We start from the raw sequence: 19,282 nt of genomic DNA, 5'->3' as shown, positions 1-19,282 counted from the left end.
GGCACGTGACCGATCGACATACCATGAACGAAAAAGCAGCATCCGCACAGCAGAAGGCCCTCCAGGAGCGCAAGCGCGGCCAGCACGCCAAGGCCGTGAAGCGCCTGGAGCAGGCCATTGCTGCCTACCCCGACGAGCTGGACCTCTACCTCGACGCCGTCGACGCATGCCTCGAGGGCGGCGAGGTATCGCGCTCCACCCAGTTCTTGAAAACGCTGCAGGAGCGCTTTCCCAAGGAAAAGGATCGCATCGCCCAGTTTGTCAAGGACCGGCTCGCCGCGGTACACGACCCGGCGCTGGCGCGCTTCGTGGTGGAAAACTCCATCAAGCTGCGCGACCTGGTGGCGTCTCTCGATCACCTGGACCTGATCCCGGACCACACCGTGCGCGATCTGCTTTCGCGCACGCGCACCAAGAAGCAGTCGCTCAAGTCGGCCAGCCACGGCGGCTACTCGCTGAGCAGCGAACTGGTGACCAACGAACTCATGTCGGCGCTGCTGTCGATCCGCATCGGCAACATGAAGGAGGCGGTGACCGCGCTGGTCCAGATTCTCGACGGGAAACCGGTCGAGCAGGCCATCCTGACGCCGTTCCTCGCCTCCCTGGAGAACAAGCATCCCAAGTCCGGCCGGGTGCGCTTTGCCCACGCGGTGGCGCAGGCCACCTCCGGGGCGGAACTGGAATCCATCGGCCGCTTCGTCGAAGCCGCGCGCCTGGAAGAGCCGGTGGCCACCATGTGTGTCGACCGCCTGCGAATTCTGCGCGAGACCAGCAAGGCGCGCGCGCGCGTGGAACGCGCTCTGGCCGAGGTATACCTGATCAAGGGCGACCTCGACGACGCCGCGGAGGTGCTGCGGGACTACCTCGCCGCGGAAAAGGACGCGGGGCGCGAGGTCATCCTGATGGTCAAGCCGTTCATCGACCCCGCCAGGGGCCTCAACGCCTGCACGTGGCTGGCGCTGGACGCATCTCTCACCCTGGAGCAGAGCAACGTTGCACTCGAGATTCTGCGTCCGCTCCACCAGCGCGCCGACTGCGGGGAGGCGCTGCTGGACTGGTTCGAGACCAAGGCCAGGAACGCCTCGCTCACCGTCGAGATGCTCACCTTCCACGCCACGCTGGCGCTGGATCTCAAGAAACACGAGCGCGCCGCCGAAATTCTGCGCGCGGTGTGCGTGAAGGCGCCGCTCGAGGTACCCGCGGTGCTGGCCCTGCTGGATCGCCATCGCAAGGATCACGATTCCATCGAGACGCTCTACCGCGAGTACGCCGCCAAGGACGTGGAAGCCGGCGGCGACGCCACCGACATCGACGACGACGGCTTTCAGAACTTCGACAACCGTGAGTTCAGCATGCCCGGGACCGCGCCCGGCACACCCAGCGCACCGCGTGCGCCCAGCGCGCCCAAGTCCGCGTCCGAGCAGGACAAACCCATGGACTTCGCCGCGCACATGCGCGGCAAGGTGGAGAAGAAGTCGTTCGTGGAAACGCGCGAGATTTCCTTCGACGACGACGGCGCCCCCGCGCCGCGCCAGCCCGCGGAACCGGAAGCGTCGGCCGAAACCGCCGCGCCGGCGGACACCGACGGCTTCGAACTCAACTCGGGACCGGCCATGATGCGGCCGCGCCTGTCCGCCATGAAGAAGGACGAGGCGCCGGCGGTCGCCGAGAAGAAGAAACCCGTGATCGCGGAGGAGAAGACACCGGTGATCACCGAGGAGCACGTCGTCAACGTCGGACAGAAGCTCTACGAAACCGGCGCTGCCGCGTTCTTCCACGTGGACGCGGAAGACGCCGCACCGCAGGCGGAGGAACCGGCACCGAAGCCCGCGCCCGCGCCAAAGGCGAAGACGGCCGCTGCGCCGCCCGCGAAACCGGAAACGAAGACCGCGCCGAAACCTCCCGCAGCGCCAGAACCGAAAGCGGCGCCCGAACCGGTGGCGGTGCCCGAAGTCGAGCCGGAAAGCGTGGTTCCGGCCACGTTCGAGGCGCAGTTCGCCCAATTCCGCAACGGGTGCCTGGACGGCGCACGCGTGATTGCACTCATGGAGACCGCGGTGGCGGAGGGACGGGTGGATGCACTGCAGGAACTGCTCAAGTACGAAGCAAAGAACGACGCGGAATCTTTTTCCCGCAGCTACTTCGAGGCCGAGCACCTGATCATGAGCAGCCGCCCGCTGCCGGCCATGAAAATACTGGCGGGCCTCGACACGCCGGGGCTTTCCGACGACCAGAAACGCCGCCTGTGGTTCCGGCTCGCCGCCTGCCAGCGGGCCATTCACGATTTTGCCGCCGCCCAGGAAACGCTCACCCGGCTGGTCGAAGCGTTCCCGGACCGGGAAGAATATGCCCGCCTGGCGCGCACGAACTTCGAGCAACACCTGAGCGAGCAGAGCCGCCAGACGCCCGCGCTCCAGAAGACGAGTTCGCTCGACTGATCCGCGTCCGCCCGGGCACATCCCCGGCACGGACTATGCTAGGAATTTCCGGAAATCATGCGACGTCATCGCGACTCGCGACGACGCTCCAATATTCGCCGACTATTTCGTCCTGTGGGGTTCAAGGAGCACTATCATGAAGATCTGCCCGTTCATGTCGCACATGCTGGGTGCCGACAGCAACGTTCTCGAGATCGATTCGCCGTCACCGCGTTCCACCGGTGAGGTGGTCGAACTCGGCTACGACGAAGGAGAAGGAAGCGTCGGCGTCAAGACCGAGCGCAAACCCGGCCGTTCGGCCACCAGGGCGAAATCAGAGCCCAAGACCTCGTCGCACCTCTACTGCCTGCGCGAGACCTGCCGCTTCTACCGCGCCCGTGACGGCGAGTGCACCTTCGACACGATCCTGGAGAGCGTCAGCGCCCAGTCCAAGGCCATCAACGAGCTGAACGCGCGCAGCGACAAGGACAAGAACGAGAAGAACAAGAAGGACAACAGCGCGGAGACGGTGGCCCGCGAGCTGGACAAGTTCTGGAAGTTCCAGACCAAGAGCGTCACCGAGTTGATCTCCGGCTTCGGCGAGAGCGAGAAGCGTCAGAGCGACGCCTACGCGAAGTTCATCTCCGACGTCGAGAAGCGCATCATCGCCTTCATGGACGAAGAGGACAGCCGTGACGAGCGCATGAACACCATCCGCGACGGCGTGGCCGAGATCAAGGACACCATCGACGCGCGTAACGATGGCTTCGACAGCATGACCACCACCGTCTCCGACCTGGTGATGTCCTTCGAGGACAACCTCAAGGAGATCAAGAACACGTGGCAGTCGCTGGCCGAGCGCCTCGACAAGTTCGAAAAGGTGGCGTCCAACATGAAGGCCATCGAGGGCATCGCCACCCGCGTGGACAGCGTCGCCAGCCGCATCGAGTCCTTCGACAAGATGACGAGCAAGATCGACACCGTGGACGCGAACGTCTCACGCACCAACAGCAACCTCGACCGCCTGGAGCGCAACTGGGCCGAACTGATGGACGTCGTCAAGGCTTCCAACAAGAAGAAGGCCGACGATCCGGCCGCACAGTCGCGCCGCCGCGAAGCCATGAAGTTCAACAACCTCGGTGTGACCAGCTTTCACAACGGGGACTTGACGCTGGCCCGCGACCAGTTCCTGGAAGCGGTCAACCGCGACGACACCTTTGCGGAGTGCTACAACAACCTGGGTCTGGTGTACACGGAACTGGGAGAGTCGCGCCCCGCGGCCGACGCCTTCTCCAAGGCGATCAAGCTCAACCCCGAGCTGCACGCGGCCTACAACAACCTGGGCTACGTGTTCTACAAGCAGGGCGAATACGACCACGCCATCGAAATGTACAACGAGGCCCTGGCCCGCAGCTCGAACAACAGCTCGGCCTATACCAACCTCGGCAACGCGTACTTCAAGCTGGGTGACCGCAAGGAGGCGCGCAAGGCGTGGGAGAAGGCAATCGAACTCGACCCCGCCAACGAGACCGCCCAGCGGAGCCTCAAGAACCTCGGCTGATACCCCGCGGTACGCGGGGCCTGAAATGCAAGATCCCCGTAGCAGCGACGTGTCGCTGATACGGGGATCCGCGTCCTAGCAGAACAACGATCTGTAGAACTAGGCGGCCTCGACGCTCGGCGTCGCGTCCTCTCCGCGCTTCTGACTGCGCAGGACGCCCTTCGCCTGTGGACCCTTCGGACTATCCATCAGCTCGTACTCGACGACTTCCCCCTCCGCAAGCGTGCGGTAGCCGTCCTCACGAATCTCAGAGTAGTGAACGAAGATGTCCTTCCCGTTGTCACCGAGAATGAAACCGTAACCCTTGTTTTCGTTGAACCACTTTACTTTACCAGTTATCCGCAAGCTTCGGGTCCCCCTTTCAAAAACAAAAACCCACCGCGCAACTGAGTGCCCGGTGGATTCCCCTGGATGCCGATTAAGACCTGGATGCAAACACGTTAGTAATCCTTGGCGTGAGGACTCGGCGATTATAGCACGGTAGCCGGAGGCGCGTCAAGAGACAGGACGGCCTTGTGGGCCTGCGGACGCCACATTCCCCCACTATTGGAAACCAAAGGGAAGCAACGGGAAGCACTTCCGCGCGCGCGCACGCCGTTGCATTCCGCGAGCACGGCCGGCCGGCGCCAGCGCGGGCACGGCAACGGGCGCGCCGGGAGGCCCTTTCGACCCGCAAGTCACCATTCGGAATGCGGCGCGGCGTGGCATGGAATTTGCCCTTTCTCGTTGGCTGACAAGGCGTTTCCCGATCGTCCGAAGAGGAAGGTCCCTCTTGAAAATCACGATTCCGCACACGAAGCAAATAGGCGAGAGCGGCGAAGTCACGCGGGCGACTCTCAACGATCTCATTCGTGCCACCATCGACGCCAGCACGGCGAAACCGACGGCGCTCGAGATCTATGACAGCATCAGCCAGCGCTTTCTGTTCGTACGCGAGCGGCAGATATACGCGGCCGCGGAGTTGACCGGCGGGCAGTTCACGTCGACGTCCATCCGCGACTTCCTGCTGGGCGCCACCAACATGAGCTTTCCGCGCGCCACCTGGTACGAACTCAACACCAAGATCGTCCACTCGGTGCTGGTGGTCTCGCAGAAGAAGCCCGCGCTACGGGTCATGACATCACTCGTCGACCTGGACCAGCTTCTCGACCGCATCGAGAAGGAGGGCAAGAGCTGCATCGTGGCCGCCACGCGGGAGGACTTCTTCGCCCTGCTCCGTTACGAGAAGGGCAAGAGCGCGGCCTTCTGCTGGGAGCAGTGTGCGGCGACACCGCGCGAGCCTTCCTTCCGCGAGGAGTTCCTGATCAAGGTATACTCCAACGCCGCCGACCGTCCCATGAACGTGAGTCTGTTCGAGGACTTCCTGGTGTCCTACGCGCCGGACGCCAAGAACCTGCCCGACACCTTCAACGGGCGCTACTCGGACGTGTTTCTCTCCAAGCCGCCGGTGGCGATCCTGCGCTTCAAGGATCGCGAGATCGGCCGCTGGGAGATCGATCGCCCGCGCCTGCGCATCGGACGCACCCCGGACAACGACATTGTCATCGATAACCTGGGCGTATCCCGCCTGCACGCGGTGATCGAGGAGAACAAGGGCGCCTACTCGGTGAAGGACTGCGAGAGCCTCAACGGCACCGTGGTCAACGGCGAGCGCACGCCCGAGAAGACCCTGCAGGACGGCGACGAGATCTCCATCGGCAAGCACACCATCGTGTTTCGCGTGTCCAGCGGCCACGCCGTCCCCGAGCCGGAGACAATTGCCGGTTTCGACCAGACCATGATCATCAGCCGCACCGCGGCGCAGCAGGCGCACCTGTCGCAGAAGACGCAGGAAGCGCCCGCCACCCCGGCACCAGCCCGTCCGGCCGGCGCCGGCAGCCCGCGCCTGGTCATCCACACCGACTACGGCGACCGCGTGGTGGAGATTGCCGACGAGGCGGTCACCATCGGCCGCGACGTGGACTCCGACGTGCGCGTGAACGGGCTGTTCGTGGCCTCGCGGCACGTGGAGATCACGCGCGAAAACGGCCGCGTGGTGCTGCGCCGCCTGGGTGGTCTGCGCTCGGTCAAGGTGAGCGGCAAGGCCGTCAAGGAAGTCGAGCTCAAGGACAACGACGAGATCCAGATCGCCAGTGAGTCTTTCGTCTTTCACGAGTAGAGCGGTGGAGGCACCGAATGCGCTACGTCTTGCTGTCTGACATCCACGGAAACCTCGAAGCTCTGCAGGCCGTCCTGGAAGCCGCGCGGCGCTTCGAGCCGTACCAGCTCATGTGCCTCGGCGACTTCGTCGGCTACGGCGCCGATCCGGAGCCGTGCATCGAGCTGGCCGGCGACAAGGCCAACCTGATGCTGGCCGGTAACCACGACCTGGCGGTCGCGGGCACCATTTCCACCGACGAATTCAATACCATCGCGCGCGAGTCCATCGACTGGACGCGCGAACAGCTGACCGCAGAGGACCGGGAGCTGCTCTCCAACCTGCCGCTGCAGTACATCGACGGCGACTATTGCTACACGCACGCGTCGCCCATCGACCCCATCAAGTTCATGTACATCCGCACCCTGGAGGACGTGGCCGAGGTGTTCGGAAGCATCGGCCAGCGCTTCTGCTTCGTGGGACACACGCACCTGCCGGTGCTGGTGGCCATGAACAAGCTCCACGGCCGCATGGAAGTGGTGCGCGACATGCGCATCGAGATTCAGGACAACTGCCGCTACTTCGTCAACGTGGGATCCGTGGGGCAACCGCGCGACTCCAACCCGGACGCGTGCCTGGTGGTTCTCGACGAAGAGGCGGGCTCGCTGGAGTTCCTGCGGGTTCCCTACGACGTCTCCAAGTCGCAGGGGAAGATTCTGTCCAACGGGCTTCCGTCGTATCTGGCGGAGCGCCTGGTGCTGGCGAGGTAGTCTGCAGGGGGCCGTGCGGTGAACGACAGCAAGAACTACAGGATCATCCAAACGGTTGCGTCCGGCGGCACGGCCGTGCTGTACAAGGCCATCCAGGTCTCGCTGGACCGGGTGGTGGCCATCAAACGCCTGCACCAGCACCTGACCACCGACGAAAACTTCACGCGCCGCTTTGTTCTGGAGGCCAAGGCGGCCGCATCGCTCGACCAGGAGAACATCGTACGCGTCATCGACTTCGGCGTCGAAGACGACTGCTACCAGATGGTGATGGAGTTCGTGGAGGGCGAGAGCGTGCGCGAAGTGCTCGAGCGCTGGCGCCCCATCAACCACGAGATCGCCCTCGCCCTGGTCCACCAGATCTGCCGCGGCCTGGAGCACGCCCACGCCAAGGGCATCGTGCACCGCGACATCAAGCCCGGCAACGTCATGCTCACCAGGGGCGGCGCGGTGAAGATTGCGGATTTCGGGCTGGCGAAGCTCATCCAGGGCAGTTCGGTCAACACCGCCGTGGATTCCATTCTGGGAACGCCGCTGTACATGTCGCCGGAGCAGGCCTTCGGCGAGAGCGTCGACCAGCGCAGCGACCTCTTCTCGCTGGGAACGGTGCTGTACGAACTCCTCACCGGAAAACAGCCCTTCGCGAGCGAGAACTACATGGGGGTCATCCAGAACATCATCAACAAGGAGATCCCCGGCATCCGCGACGTCAACTCCGCGGTTCCGGAGGCGGTGGAGGAAATCGTGGCGCGCGCGCTGGCGCGCAACCGCGAGGAGCGCTTCCAGTCCGCGCGCGAATTCCGCGAGGCCATCGAACAGGTGCTGGGGCTCGAAGGGCTGAACCGCGCGCTGTCGGCCGTACCCGTGCTGCTGGAAAGAAACACGGATACGCGCATGATTCCCGTGTCACCGACCGCAATGACACCCAACAGCATCAACATGCGCAAATCGCCCAGCTCGGCCATGGCGCGAAAGAAAACGCGCCGTCCCCCGTGGACCACGATAGGGCTGGTGGCGGTGGCGGTCTGTGCGGCGGCGGGTTACTTCTTCTTCGGCCCGGGAACGATTCCGGGGCTCGACTCGCTCAAGTTTTCCCCAGGGGCCGTGCAGCAGTCAACGATGGGTGACGAGTGGACCGACGTATTCGCCGCGCCGGATACGGTGCGCACGGGCATCGTCGACGCGGCCGCACGGCCCGCGCCGGACACCACCGCGACGCGGCCGCCCATCGACGATGCATCCGCCACGACGACCGTCGACGAGACCCCGGCGCCGACCAAACACTCCAATGCCGCGCCGGCCATGCCCTGGGTGGACCCGAATGTGAAGGCCGCGCAGGCCGAAGAGACGCCCGCGCCGGTGGAAGAACAGAAGCCGGTGGAGACGGCGCCGGAACCGAAGCCGGCGAAGACGCAGACCGAGGAACCGGAGCGGTTCCGCGAGGGCTACCTGGTGGTGAATGCGGAACCGTCCGCGCAGGTGTACGTGAACGGCGTCTACCGCGGCCTGGCCAATCCCCGCCTGCGGCTCACCCTGAACGCGGGCATGCACACCATCGAATGCCGCGGCGAGAGCTACGCGCCCTACTCGGAGTCGTTGCGCATCATTGCGGGCGAAACCTCGCAGCGCACGGTAATTCTACAGAAGCTCAAGGGGATCATCAGCCTCGCCACCAACGAGGGCGCGGAGTTCTACGTGGACGGCGCGCTCATCGGCATCACGCCCATCATGCGCCCCATCGAAGTCACCGCCGGCAAGCACACCCTCATGATCCGCAAGGACAACCACTTCACGTGGTCGTCGGATGTGACCGTGGAAGCCAACGCCACCCTGCCGCTGCGCATCACCCTGAGTCCGCGCTACTAGCCGGCTTCCCGTCCAGCACACGGGCCGCGCGCGCGGCTACCTCATCCGCTTCCAGCGACAGCAGTTTTCCCCCCGGGGAGCGCACGATCTCGAGGCCGGGGCAGCGCGGCGCCCAGCGGAAGGGGTCGGTGGGACCGAACACCGCCAGCACGCGCGCGCGCGCGGCGGCGGCCACGTGCATGACACCGGTGTCGTTGCACAGCACCAGGTCCGCGCGGCGCATGAGTGCGGCTGCGTCCAGGATGGGCCGGCCACGGATGACGGTTCCCTGCACACCGCACGCGGCCTGAAACACCTTCACCGACGCGGCATCCGCCGGCCCTTCGATGACCGCCATGCTCAGCGCGCGCCCGCGCGCCAGTGTGTCCACCACCGCGGCCCAGCGTTCGGGTGGCCAGATGTTCTCAGTCTTGCCCGCACCCGGGTGCACCGCGAGCCGCGTTGTCCCCTCGCGCCAGCAGCTCTTTGCCATCTCTTCCGCCCAGCGCTCGTTCTCGGGCGCGGGCATGATCAGCGGGGCGATGTCATTCGTCGTGATCCCCACCACCCTGAGAGGATAGAGATTGTGCTCCGCCTCGTTCATCGTCGCGAGCTCGTCGTCCGTGGGCAGCGGCAGGGTGATGTTGAGCCAGCTGCCGGTGAGCGTGTCGCCGATGCGCGCCGAGGTGGAACCGATGCGCACGCGCGCACCCGAGAGCACCGCCAGCGCGATGCTGGTGAACGAGAACGACACCGTGTGCAGCACGATGGCCAAATCGAAGCGCCGCGCGCGCAGGCGGCGGATCAGCCCCGGCGAGCCGAGCGGGTTCTTCTTCTCGTAGGTGAAGACCTCGTCGGCGAAGGGGCTGTTGGCCAGCACGCCGCGGTTCAGGTTCGACGACACCACCGCGACGTAGGCTCCCGGATAGCTCTCGCGGATGGCGCGCAGTGCTGGCACCGCCAGCAGCATGTCGCCCATCTGGTTGTGCTGGCGGATGACGAGGATGCGCCGGAAGTCCATCGCCCGGAATTCCTTCGCCGTGGTGGGGCGCGCGCGCAGCACCTTCCCCACCCCGGCCATGAGGGCGCGTTTGCCCCTGCGTTCGAGTGTCTTCACGCGTCCCATGCGCTCACCACTGCTTGTTGGCCGCGCGTTCCTTGAGGTCGCGCACGATCTCCTCGTAACTCGCGTAGCGGGTGGCGTCGATTTCGCCGGCCTCCAGGGCCGCCTTCACCGCGCAACCCGGCTCGTGGGTGTGGCTGCACGGATTGAAGCGGCAGCGGTCCTCAACGCGCGCGATCTCCGGAAAACAGTCCGCCACCTCGCCCGGGTCGTCGCCCGGGAAGCGGAAGGTCTGCATGCCAGGCGTGTCGGCCAGGAATCCCCCGCGGAAGGGAAACAGCTGCGAGTACGCCGTGGTGTGGCGGCCGCGGCCGGTGCGCTCGCCCACTTCGCCCACGTCGAGGTCGAGACCGGGGTCCAGGCGGTTCAGGAGCGAACTCTTGCCCACGCCCGATTCGCCCACGAAGGCGTAGACGCCCTCGCCGAGCCGCGCCTCCAGCGTCTCCACACCCCCGCCGCGGGTGGCGCAGGTCTCGACCACCTCGTAGCCGGCCTTCTCGTAGGCCACCCGGAATGCGGCCGCCTCGCCGGGTCCGCCGGTGTCGATCTTGTTGAGGACCACCACCGCGGGGGCGTGGCCCCACTCCGCGGCCGCCAGGACACGATTGATGAACTCCGGGTGCGGCGGGGGCTCCCCCAGAGACGTCACCACGAACAGGTACTCCACGTTGGCCACGATCATCCGGCTGCCGCGGCCCCGTTCGGCGTGGCGGGACAGCCACGACGAGCGCGGCAGGACCTCCTCCAGGGCCGCACTGCCGGTGGCCTCGCGGCGGACCAGCACGCGATCGCCCGCCACCACGCGCAGATCCCGGTCCTTCACCCGAAAGCGCCCCCGCAGCGTGCAGGGCACCACCCGGGGCCCGATCCGGACCCAGACATCCCCGCCGGTCACCCGGATGACGAGGCCGTTTTCGGTTCCAGCGTTCATGATGGCTTCACTCTTGAAGGAGGAATGCGAGACCCGGGAGAATTGGTGTTGAGCATAATCCGCGAATCTGCTAGTTTCCAAGAGTTCATTACACTTACCTTGGCGTGCGCAGACATCGACGCCCGAAAATGGCTACACCGTTGATGACGGCTCAAGAGCTCGCTTCATACTTCCGCGAACCTCTCTGCATCTTCGACCTGAAGGCAACCGCCAAGCGCGACGCGCTGGCTGAACTGGTCGAAGCGGTGTGCGCCGACCGTGAAATCCGCGACCGCGATCTGATTCTCGAGATGCTGCTCAACCGCGAGAGCCTGGGCAGCACGGCCATCGGCAAAGGCGTCGCGTTTCCCCACGGCCGCACGCTGGCGGTGCGGGATCTCTCCATCGCCTTCGGGCGCTCGGTGGCCGGCGTGGATTTCGACTCCATCGACAAGAAGCCGACCCACGTATTCTTCCTGATCATCGCCCCCCCGCAGGATCGTGACAATCTCTACCTCCAGGTCCTGGGCCGGGTGGTCGACCTCATCAAGGATGACGCGTCACGCGAGCGCATCATGGCCGTGACCAGCGTCGAGGAACTCAAGACCATCGTCGAAGGGCAGGGTTCGTGAGCGAGATTCCCGCAAAGAAACAGGACCAGGCACGCCTGCTGGTCGCGCTGCAGGACATCGACCACATGATCAAGGAAGCGGAGGACGCCAAGACCTCCGCCAAGTTCCAGGAGATGGGGTTTCCCCTGGACGGCATCGTCGAGTTGAAGAAGGCCCGCGACGAGATCGCGGCCGCGGTCAAACCCCAGCTGCTCAACCGCTACCAGCGCGTCTCCAAGAACTTCGAGCGCAGCGTGGTGCCGGTGGTGGGCGAACTGTGCACCGGCTGTTTCGCCAAGGTTCCCACCTCCTTCCGCTACGAAAAGAACGCCGTGGTCGCCTGCGAGAACTGCGGCCGGATCCTCTACTTCACCTAGTTCCCCCGCCCCGCCGCCCTTGCTTTTCGACGGCAATCTGGTAAAATATTTTTACTCTTTTTCGGAAACGTACTGTTTCTTGCCCATTTTGCTGGCGGTTTCCCCTGACCGGCGGCAGGAGCGTCGATGGAATCCTCGGTCCGAACCTTTCGCCGCAACCTCGAGCCCGTGGGGGCCGAGCGGGCCGCGGGCGTCTGGCGGGTGGCCGAGTACGTCGATCTGGTCAGTGAGCGCCGCTTCCTGGTCTGCTCGGCGGCGATGGACCCCACGGGCCGGGTCGACGCCGACGTGCTGGGGTTTCGTTGCGAAGCCGCGACCGCCATCGCCCCCGACACGTGCCTCCCCGCGCTGGATATCGCCACCGGAGACGGCCGCGCCGAGATCCTCACCCCGTTCGTCGGACCCATTGACAGCGTCAACTGGTCCGACACCGATATCGAATCGGCGTTTCTCTCCCTGATCGACACACTGGAGCGATTCGACGCGCACGCGTTCCGCGCCGCCCATCTCGACGCCGGCCTGCTGGGCGTGGATGAGAGCAACCGCCTGGTGGTCTTCCCGGCGGCCTATGCGTTCCCGCCCGACGCCATTGCGAACCTCCCGGACGGCGACGGCACGACACCACCCGGACCGGACGCGGCGCACCTGCGCGCGCTGGCCCGCGTGGCAGACTTGCTTTCGCGCCGCGCCTCCCCCGCGCTGGCCGAACGGCTCCGCGCCGTGGCTGCGGCCATCGAAGCGGGCGCGGTGGCACGGGCCGGCGACGTGCACGCCGTGCTCAACGGCACCGCCGCGGACACTACGCACCGCACCACGCCCGCCGGGCGGCCGGCGGTCCCGTTCGACGTGGAGAACGCGCTGCGCGCGGTTGCCGACGCCAGGCCGGTGGAGATCGCCGGGGCCGCAGGCAGCGGCCGCTCCGCCGTGCTGGAACGCTTTGCGGCGCACGCGCGGCGCTCGGGCTTCGACGTGCAGTGGCTGGACGAATGGGAGATCCCTGCCGCATCGCGCAAGAAGGGCGGCGCGCGCGAAGCGGCGCGCGGCACGGTCTGGATGGTCGACGACGCGGACGAGCGGCCACTGCTGCACGCGCACATCCTCGAACTGGTGTCCGAACTGGAACGCCGCCCCGGCTCCGGTGTGGTCATCGCCACCCGGTCCGACGACCGGCCCAGCGCGTTCATGGCACTCCTGCGCTCGCGCAGCCCGCACGGCGTGTGCACGGTGGCGCTGCCGCGCGCGGCACAGTCCGAACGTCCGGGCCCATCGCTCGAGATCCTCGACCCCGACGCGCGCCAGGTGATCGAGTTGATCGCCGTGGCCGGGTGTCCGTTGCCGATCGACGTGGTGCTGTCGGTTTATCCCGGCACCGACCTCGCGGTGCACCGCCACCTCTTCGCCCTGGCGGGCGCCGACCTGATTGCGATGGAATCGCGCCGCCTGGCCGCCACCGGCTCCGCGGCCCTGCTGGTGTCGGTCCCCAGCGCGTCGTTGAGGCGGCTGATACGGGATCATATTCCCGAGTCGAGGCGGCGCAACCTGCACCGGACCATCGCCCGCATTGCGGAGGAACGTGGCTACCTGCCACCCATGTTTACCTACCAGCACCTCCTCCAGGCCGGCGAGGGCCGCGAGGCGGCCACACGCGCGGCCGCGTTCGTGCGCGAGTCCATGAGGCCGCAACGGGCACCCTTCCTGGACAGTATCGTCAACGATGTCATCGTATGCGGACTCGATCGCGACCTCGCCTACGGCGATCGCATGGCGCTGCTGGTGCGCGTCGGCGACGACCTGCTCGCACAGGGCAAGCAGAAGGAAGCCGAGGCGTTGCTGCTGCGCGCACGCGGTTTGCGTGCCGGCGCAGACGACGTGCGCGCCAACGCCCCGCTGGCCAGCGAAGCCATGCGGCTGCTGGCGGACGCGTGGGCGGCGCGGGGACAGCTGCGCGAAGCACTCGAGTTGCTCGAGGACACCCGCGAGGATCTGGCGCCCTACCTGAACCTGGCCGAACAGGCGCAACTGCTCAACGACATCGGGTGGTTCCAGTACCGGCTGGGTGACTACTCGAGTTGCGTGGACGCGTGCAAGTTCGCCATCAACACGCTCAATCCCAACGAGCACCCGCTGGTGGTGGCGCAGGCGCTCAACCTGATGGGCGTCATCTCCTTCAACACCAGCCGCTACGACGAAGCCATCTCCTACTACGAACAGAGTTCGTTCCTGCGCGAGCGCGAGAAGGATCTCAACGCGCTGGCCGGTTCCTACAACAACCTGGCGCTGGCCTACCAGTCCAAGGGCGAGTACGACAAGGCGCTCAGCTACCTGGACCGGAGCATCGGCATCAAGAGCCGGCAGAACAACGAGGCGGGCATCGCCGGCGGCTACTTGAATCTGGCCTTCCTGCACCTGGAGGTGCACAACTTCGACGAGGCGGAGCGCCGCTGCCGCGAGAGTCTGCGCATCAGTTCCGAACTCGGCCTGGCGCAACTGATCGCGGAAAATCTGAACACGCTCGGCGACATCGTGTTTGCGCGCGGGCGCCTGGACGACGCCGAACGCTACTACCGCGACTCGCTGGAGAACGCGCGCCGGCTGTCCACCGTGAACGAGGAGATGGGGGCGCAGAAGCGCCTGGCCAAGCTCTACATCCGCAAGGGCCGCGCGGACGACGCGCGCACCGCCATCGACGAGGCCGCGCGGCTGGCCGCGCGCATCGGTTCGCGCTACGAGCAGGCGCAGGCCGAGGAGATCTACGGGGATCTGCACGTCTCCGAAGGCGACCCCGCCGCCGCGGTGGACCATTTCGAGAAGGCGGCCACCCTCTACGCCACGCTGTCCAAGTTGCGCCCGGCGTCGGCGTGCCTGGCCAAGGCGGGCATCGCGCACGCCGGCAACCAGAACACCCTTGACGCCAAGCGCTGCCTCGACCGCGCCCAGGACCTCATGAAGTCACAACTGGGCCACGAGATCCCCGAGGAGATCGTGACCCTGCAGCAGGCGCTGCGCGAAAACCCGCTGCCGGCGGCGGTCTCGGGCACCGCGTCGCAGAAGATGATGTACGCGTTCAACGAGCTGTCGTCCCTTTCCGACTACGCCGACGACAAGGTCGCGTTCTTCCGCCGCGCCATCGACGTGTTCCAGACCCTGCTGGGCGCAACCCAGTGCACGCTGGCGCTGCGCAACGAGGACGGTTTCATTGGGATCAACGAATCCGGCGAAGAAGAGCCCATTGCTGATCCCATCATGCAGGCCGTGCTGGCGCGCGCGCTGCAGCTCGGCATGGTGGTTCACTGCGATTCGCCCGAGATCAAGGACATCCTCGCGCGCGGGCCGAAACCGGATTCGGGCCTGCGGCTGGTGATCGTGCCGATGAAATCCATGGGCAAGGAGCTGGGCTGCGCGGTGCTCAACGTCCCGCCCGCCGCGGTGCCGGCCGGCAAGGAAGACGTGGACTTCATCACCTCCATCGGACGCCACGTGGCGGGGGGGCTGCGCCTGAGCCTGCACCTGGACGAACGCTCCAGCGCCGAGCAACGTTTCGAGCGCGACCTGGACCGCCTGGGCACGCCGGCGGCCGACGTGGACCGCTTCCAGAAGCTCATCGGCCGCGACGAATCCATGAAGAAGGTCTTTCGCGTAATCGACAAGATCAAGGACATGGATACCGGCATCTTGATATTCGGCGAGAGCGGAACCGGCAAGACCGAGATCGCTCGCGCCATCCACAACACCAGCCCGCGGCGGCGTCATGTGTTTCAGTCCATCCACTGCGCGGAGATCCCCACCAGTCTGCTGGAGAGCGAGCTCTTCGGCCACGAACGGGGCGCGTTCACGGGTGCGGCGCAACGCAAGCTGGGCCGCTGCGAGGTGGCCGACGGCGGCACCGTGTTTCTGGACGACGTCAACGTGATGCCGCTGGACACCCAGGCCAAGCTGCTGCACTACCTGGAGACCAAGAGCTTCATGCGCCTGGGTGGAACGCAGAAGATCACCACCGACGTGCGCCTCATCGCGGCGAGCAACGAGGACCTGGAACGCCTGGTCAAGGAGAACCGGTTTCGCGAGGACCTCTATTACCGGCTCAAGGTCATCCAGATCGATCTGCCGCCGCTGCGGGAGCGCAAGGACGACATCCTGCTGATCGCGCAGGAGTTCGTGAAGAAGCGCTGCCAGCAGCAGGGCAAGACGGTGAAACGGCTGGCCTCGGAGACCATCAAGCTGTTCCAGCAGTACCGCTGGCCGGGAAACGTGCGCGAGTTGCAGAACGTTCTCGAACAAATCGTGCTGCTGTGCGACGATGACATTGTTGAACCCACTTCGCTGCCGGAGGACTTCCTGCGCCGCGCGGCGGGTGGCGGCAAGACGCGCTGGCAGTCACTGGAACAGCTGGCGCGCCAGATGGTGGAGAGCGGCGGGTACTCGGAGGCCAATCCGCTCATGCCGCAGGTGGAAGCACTGCTTGCGAGCAAGATGGCCGAGTACACCGACAACAAGAGCAAGGCGGCCAACCTGCTCGGCATCGCCAAGCCCACGCTTTACACGCGCCTGCGCGGGTACGACCGCCTCAAGTAAGGAACATCCCTCATGCCCAGGACCATCGCGCGCGACGAACTGGCCGCCTACCTGGACCAGTACCTGCGTGTCGCGGATATCCCAGACGCCTCTCCCAACGGCCTGCAGGTGCAGGGGGCGGATCAGGTGCGGCTCATCGCGTACGCGGTGGATGCGTCTGTGCAGAGCATGAAGGCGGCCACGCGCACCAGGGCCGACATGCTCATCGTCCACCACGGCTTGTGGTGGGGAAAGCACGAACAGATCGTGGGCAACATGCACCGCCGCGTTTCCACCCTGATCAGGAACAACGTCTCCCTGTACGCGGCGCACCTGCCGCTCGACTGTCACCCCGAGGTGGGAAACAACGCCGAGCTCGCGCGCCTGTTGGGCGCCAGGGTGGAGCGTCCGTTCGCGACCTACCGGGGCGTGGAGGTGGGTCTGATTGCGGCACTGACACGCGCCCAGAAGCGGGAGCAATTCGTGGCCGCGGTGGGCAAGCACCTCGAAACCGAACCCACCGTGCTGGCCTTCGGGCCGGAGTCGGTCAAGCGTGTCGGGATCGTCTCCGGGGCCGGCGCGTCCGCGGCAGAAGAGGCGGCGCGTGCGGGTTGTGATACACTGCTCACCGGAGAGACATCACACTCGGCCTTCCACCCCGCCCGGGAGGCCGGTATCAACCTGGTGTTCGCGGGACACTACGCCACCGAGACGGTTGGGCTGCGCGCGCTGCAGGGACACCTGCGCAAGCGCTTCGGCGTCGAGGGAACGTTCATAGCCGCGCCCACCGGTTTCTAGGCGCGCTCGCCAGGGCGGGTTCATGAGACTTCCCAAAGCCGTCGTCTTTTTCATACTTCTCGGTCTGTTCATTGCGGCCATTGCGGCACGCGTGGCCACCACCAACCGGCTCGACTCCCCCTATTTCGACGGCGTGTCCGCGATGAATCACCGCCACGCGGCGGGCGTCGCGGACGGAATCTCACTGCGCGCACCGGACCCCAAGGCCAACCACCCGGCGGGTTACGTGCCGGCGCGCATCGCGCCGCAGGGCTCCGAGTTCGTGCTGGGCTGGACCATGCGCGCGGCACACTTCTTCAGCGAGGCCGATCCGCGCACGGTGACGCGCCGCTTCGTTCTCGTTCTCTCCGCTCTGTGCGTGTTCACCGCGTACGGTATCGCGCGCCGGCTGTGGGACTGCCAGGCCGGCGGCCTGCTGGCCGCATCGCTGGTGGCATTCCTTCCCCCGCTGGTAGCGGCCAGTAACGGCCGCGAATACACCCACGCTACCATCGCCGCGCTGGTGGCAAGCGTGCACGCCTTGCTGCTGTTGCGGGCACTGACGTCGCGCACACCCGTGGGCAGGGCGGCGGGCGCGGTGCTGGCGGCGGTGGCCTCCTGGGCCCTGCTGGCGGTCTGGGACGGGGCCGGCATGCTGCTGGCACTGTGGATGATCGGAATACTGGTGTGGCGGCCGCTCCCCTTGCGCCACCGCATGCTGATGGTGGGCATGCACGTGGGCGCCTGCGTGGTGGCGCTGCTCACACTCCCCCACCTCACTTCGGGGGCGTCCTTCCCGGCACTCGGGTACGTCGCCACCCGGGCGCGCTTTCTGATCGAGCGCCCGCTTTCCGCCACGATGCTCTCCGACCGGATGCGCCACGTGTGGTCGCTGGATCACGCGCCCCTCACCCCGCAGGCGTGCATCCAGCTGTTCCTGCCCATGCTGCTGTTCGCCGCCGCGCTGGCCATCAATGCGGAGTGCAGAGCGCGCGGCCGCGTCTTCGTTGTCGCGTGCGGCGTGGCCGCCGCAGCCGGCTTCATTTCGCTCGTGGACCGCGCCGCGCTTCCTTTGGCGGCGATGGCCATGATTCCAGTGGTGGCGGGCGGCGTGCGCTCGCTGGGCCGCGACTGGCGGGTGCGGGCGCCGTTGCTCGCGCTGGGTTTCTACTGCGTCTTCGCCGGGGTCGTCCTGCGCGAGAAGGGCGCGGATGTCTCCTTCCAGATCGCGCGCGCGCTCAACGTGGCGCACCGCGACCCGGATGCGTTTCTGTGGGTGAGCCTGGAGAACACCGACCGCGAGCTGGTGCGCTTTATTTCGTCGCGCACCTCGGTGCGCGATGCCGTCCTTGCACCCAACGATCTCTCGGCGCTGCTGCTGACCTTCACCGGCCGGTCGTCGGTGCTGCTGCCCGGCGGCAACGGCGCGGTGGCGGCGGAGAAGCACGTGGCGCTCACGCGCGCGCTCTACGGCACCGAGGAGGCCCTGCACCAGGCGTGCGCGCACCAGCACATCGACTACGTCGTCTACTCCATCGACGTTCTGCTCGACTCCGGCCGCTATTCGCCGCGCTACCTGGCGGCGGTAGAGTCGATCCCCCAGGACGCCGTCGCCTTCCAGATGCATTTTGCGCCGGAATCACTGCGCCACTTCACGCTGCAGTACGAAAACGACCATTATCGCCTCTTCAGGGTCAGCTCCGGCCCGGAAATGATCTTCCTCACCGACCATCCCCCCGTGTACCAGCCCTCGTTGTTGCGTGCATCCGGCGGCGGGCTGGAAACCTTCAGGCAGAACATCGAAATGCTGATCTACAACTATGCCGCCGGCGTGAGTGCGCGCGGCCGGGGCGACCTGGAAGGCGCCGCGCGCAGGCTGCGCTCATGCGTGAACAGCGCACCGCGGTTCACCCGCGCGCGCCTGGCCCTGGCGGACGTCTACATGGACCTGGAGCAGTTCGAGGAGGCGCGCCGTGTCATCATGGAGGTGGTGGCCTACGCCCCCGACAACTCGCTGGGGACGTACTACGCCGCGTACATCCACGCGCGCCTGGGCCGCTTTGAGGAGGCAAAGGCGTTCCTGACCGTTCTGTTTTCGCACGAGCGCGACCCCGACCTCCTGGAAAAGGCGCGCCTGCTGGAGGCATACATGGACCAGGGGCTCCCGCTGGAACCCGGCGCACCCGGCGGGCAATAAAAAACGGCC

General features: G+C 66.2%; 13 protein-coding genes. 10 read left to right on the top strand and 3 right to left on the bottom strand.

Annotated features, from left to right (window positions below; genetic code table 11):
- Window positions 1-23: 23 nt before the first annotated feature.
- Together OEX18_10515 and OEX18_10510 are read left to right on the top strand one after the other, a co-directional pair.
- Window positions 24-2,438, top strand: a complete 2,415-nt coding sequence (locus tag OEX18_10515; GenBank protein MDH4337690.1) for a tetratricopeptide repeat protein — start codon at window positions 24-26, stop codon at window positions 2,436-2,438.
- A gap of 136 nt (window positions 2,439-2,574) precedes the next feature.
- Entirely contained in the window at window positions 2,575-3,978 is a 1,404-nt protein-coding gene (locus OEX18_10510) for a tetratricopeptide repeat protein (protein MDH4337689.1), read from the top strand.
- A 99-nt stretch (window positions 3,979-4,077) separates the two neighbouring features.
- On the opposite strand, the gene OEX18_10505 is transcribed toward OEX18_10510, so the two are convergent.
- Complete coding sequence (locus tag OEX18_10505; GenBank protein MDH4337688.1) at window positions 4,078-4,317, bottom strand: cold shock domain-containing protein; 240 nt, start codon at window positions 4,315-4,317, stop codon at window positions 4,078-4,080.
- A 433-nt stretch (window positions 4,318-4,750) separates the two neighbouring features.
- On the opposite strand from OEX18_10505, the gene OEX18_10500 reads away from it, so the two are divergent.
- Genes OEX18_10500 through OEX18_10490 form a run of 3 tightly spaced genes read left to right on the top strand, consistent with a single transcriptional unit; the run spans window position 4,751 to window position 8,748 of the window.
- The gene (locus OEX18_10500) at window positions 4,751-6,136 is read left to right on the top strand and encodes an FHA domain-containing protein (GenBank protein ID MDH4337687.1); all 1,386 of its coding nucleotides are present in this window, start codon (window positions 4,751-4,753) and stop codon (window positions 6,134-6,136) included.
- 17 nt (window positions 6,137-6,153) lie between these two features.
- Window positions 6,154-6,885: a metallophosphoesterase family protein gene (locus tag OEX18_10495; protein MDH4337686.1), complete on the top strand. Its 732-nt coding sequence runs from the start codon at window positions 6,154-6,156 to the stop codon at window positions 6,883-6,885.
- An 18-nt stretch (window positions 6,886-6,903) separates the two neighbouring features.
- A complete protein-coding gene (locus OEX18_10490; protein ID MDH4337685.1) occupies window positions 6,904-8,748 on the top strand; it encodes a protein kinase in 1,845 nt (614 codons plus the stop codon).
- Here the strand turns inward: OEX18_10490 and OEX18_10485 are convergent.
- The gene (locus OEX18_10485; protein ID MDH4337684.1) at window positions 8,726-9,844 is read right to left on the bottom strand and encodes a glycosyltransferase family 9 protein; all 1,119 of its coding nucleotides are present in this window, start codon (window positions 9,842-9,844) and stop codon (window positions 8,726-8,728) included. The two genes, OEX18_10490 and OEX18_10485, sit on opposite strands and share 23 nt — an antisense overlap.
- 13 nt (window positions 9,845-9,857) lie before the next feature.
- On the bottom strand, window positions 9,858-10,781 hold the full coding sequence (gene rsgA, locus OEX18_10480) for a ribosome small subunit-dependent GTPase A (GenBank protein MDH4337683.1): 924 nt from the start codon (window positions 10,779-10,781) through the stop codon (window positions 9,858-9,860).
- A gap of 143 nt (window positions 10,782-10,924) precedes the next feature.
- On the opposite strand from rsgA, the gene OEX18_10475 reads away from it, so the two are divergent.
- The 5 genes from OEX18_10475 (at window position 10,925) to OEX18_10455 (ending at window position 19,273) form a co-directional block, all read left to right on the top strand.
- Window positions 10,925-11,392, top strand: coding sequence for a PTS sugar transporter subunit IIA (locus OEX18_10475; GenBank protein ID MDH4337682.1), 468 nt, complete (start codon window positions 10,925-10,927; stop codon window positions 11,390-11,392).
- Window positions 11,389-11,748, top strand: coding sequence for a hypothetical protein (locus OEX18_10470; GenBank protein MDH4337681.1), 360 nt, complete (start codon window positions 11,389-11,391; stop codon window positions 11,746-11,748). Before OEX18_10475 ends, OEX18_10470 begins: the two co-directional genes overlap by 4 nt.
- Window positions 11,749-11,874: 126 nt before the next feature.
- Window positions 11,875-16,320: a sigma 54-interacting transcriptional regulator gene (locus OEX18_10465; protein MDH4337680.1), complete on the top strand. Its 4,446-nt coding sequence runs from the start codon at window positions 11,875-11,877 to the stop codon at window positions 16,318-16,320.
- A gap of 12 nt (window positions 16,321-16,332) precedes the next feature.
- Window positions 16,333-17,097 carry a Nif3-like dinuclear metal center hexameric protein gene (locus OEX18_10460; GenBank protein MDH4337679.1) on the top strand — a complete coding sequence of 255 codons (765 nt, stop codon included), beginning with the start codon at window positions 16,333-16,335 and terminating at the stop codon, window positions 17,095-17,097.
- Between the two features lie 22 nt (window positions 17,098-17,119).
- Entirely contained in the window at window positions 17,120-19,273 is a 2,154-nt protein-coding gene (locus tag OEX18_10455; protein MDH4337678.1) for a tetratricopeptide repeat protein, read from the top strand.
- Window positions 19,274-19,282: the final 9 nt, after the last annotated feature.

This window comes from Candidatus Krumholzibacteriia bacterium, from assembly GCA_029865265.1.
Taxonomy (GTDB): Bacteria; Krumholzibacteriota; Krumholzibacteriia; order WVZY01; family JAKEHA01; genus JAKEHA01.
The sequence above is the reverse complement of the archived record's forward strand: the minus strand, read 5'-3'. Positions and strand labels throughout refer to the sequence as shown.

What these genes read in the sequence shown, in the direction of transcription:
- OEX18_10465 (MDH4337680.1), top strand. Translation starts at nt 11,875, where the DNA reads ATGGAATCCTCGGTCCGAACCTTTCGCCGCAACCTCGAGCCCGTGGGG.
- OEX18_10515 (MDH4337690.1), top strand. Translation starts at nt 24, where the DNA reads ATGAACGAAAAAGCAGCATCCGCACAGCAGAAGGCCCTCCAGGAGCGC.
- rsgA (MDH4337683.1), bottom strand. Translation starts at nt 10,781, where the DNA reads ATGAACGCTGGAACCGAAAACGGCCTCGTCATCCGGGTGACCGGCGGG.
- OEX18_10510 (MDH4337689.1), top strand. Translation starts at nt 2,575, where the DNA reads ATGAAGATCTGCCCGTTCATGTCGCACATGCTGGGTGCCGACAGCAAC.
- OEX18_10475 (MDH4337682.1), top strand. Translation starts at nt 10,925, where the DNA reads ATGACGGCTCAAGAGCTCGCTTCATACTTCCGCGAACCTCTCTGCATC.
- OEX18_10460 (MDH4337679.1), top strand. Translation starts at nt 16,333, where the DNA reads ATGCCCAGGACCATCGCGCGCGACGAACTGGCCGCCTACCTGGACCAG.
- OEX18_10455 (MDH4337678.1), top strand. Translation starts at nt 17,120, where the DNA reads ATGAGACTTCCCAAAGCCGTCGTCTTTTTCATACTTCTCGGTCTGTTC.
- OEX18_10495 (MDH4337686.1), top strand. Translation starts at nt 6,154, where the DNA reads ATGCGCTACGTCTTGCTGTCTGACATCCACGGAAACCTCGAAGCTCTG.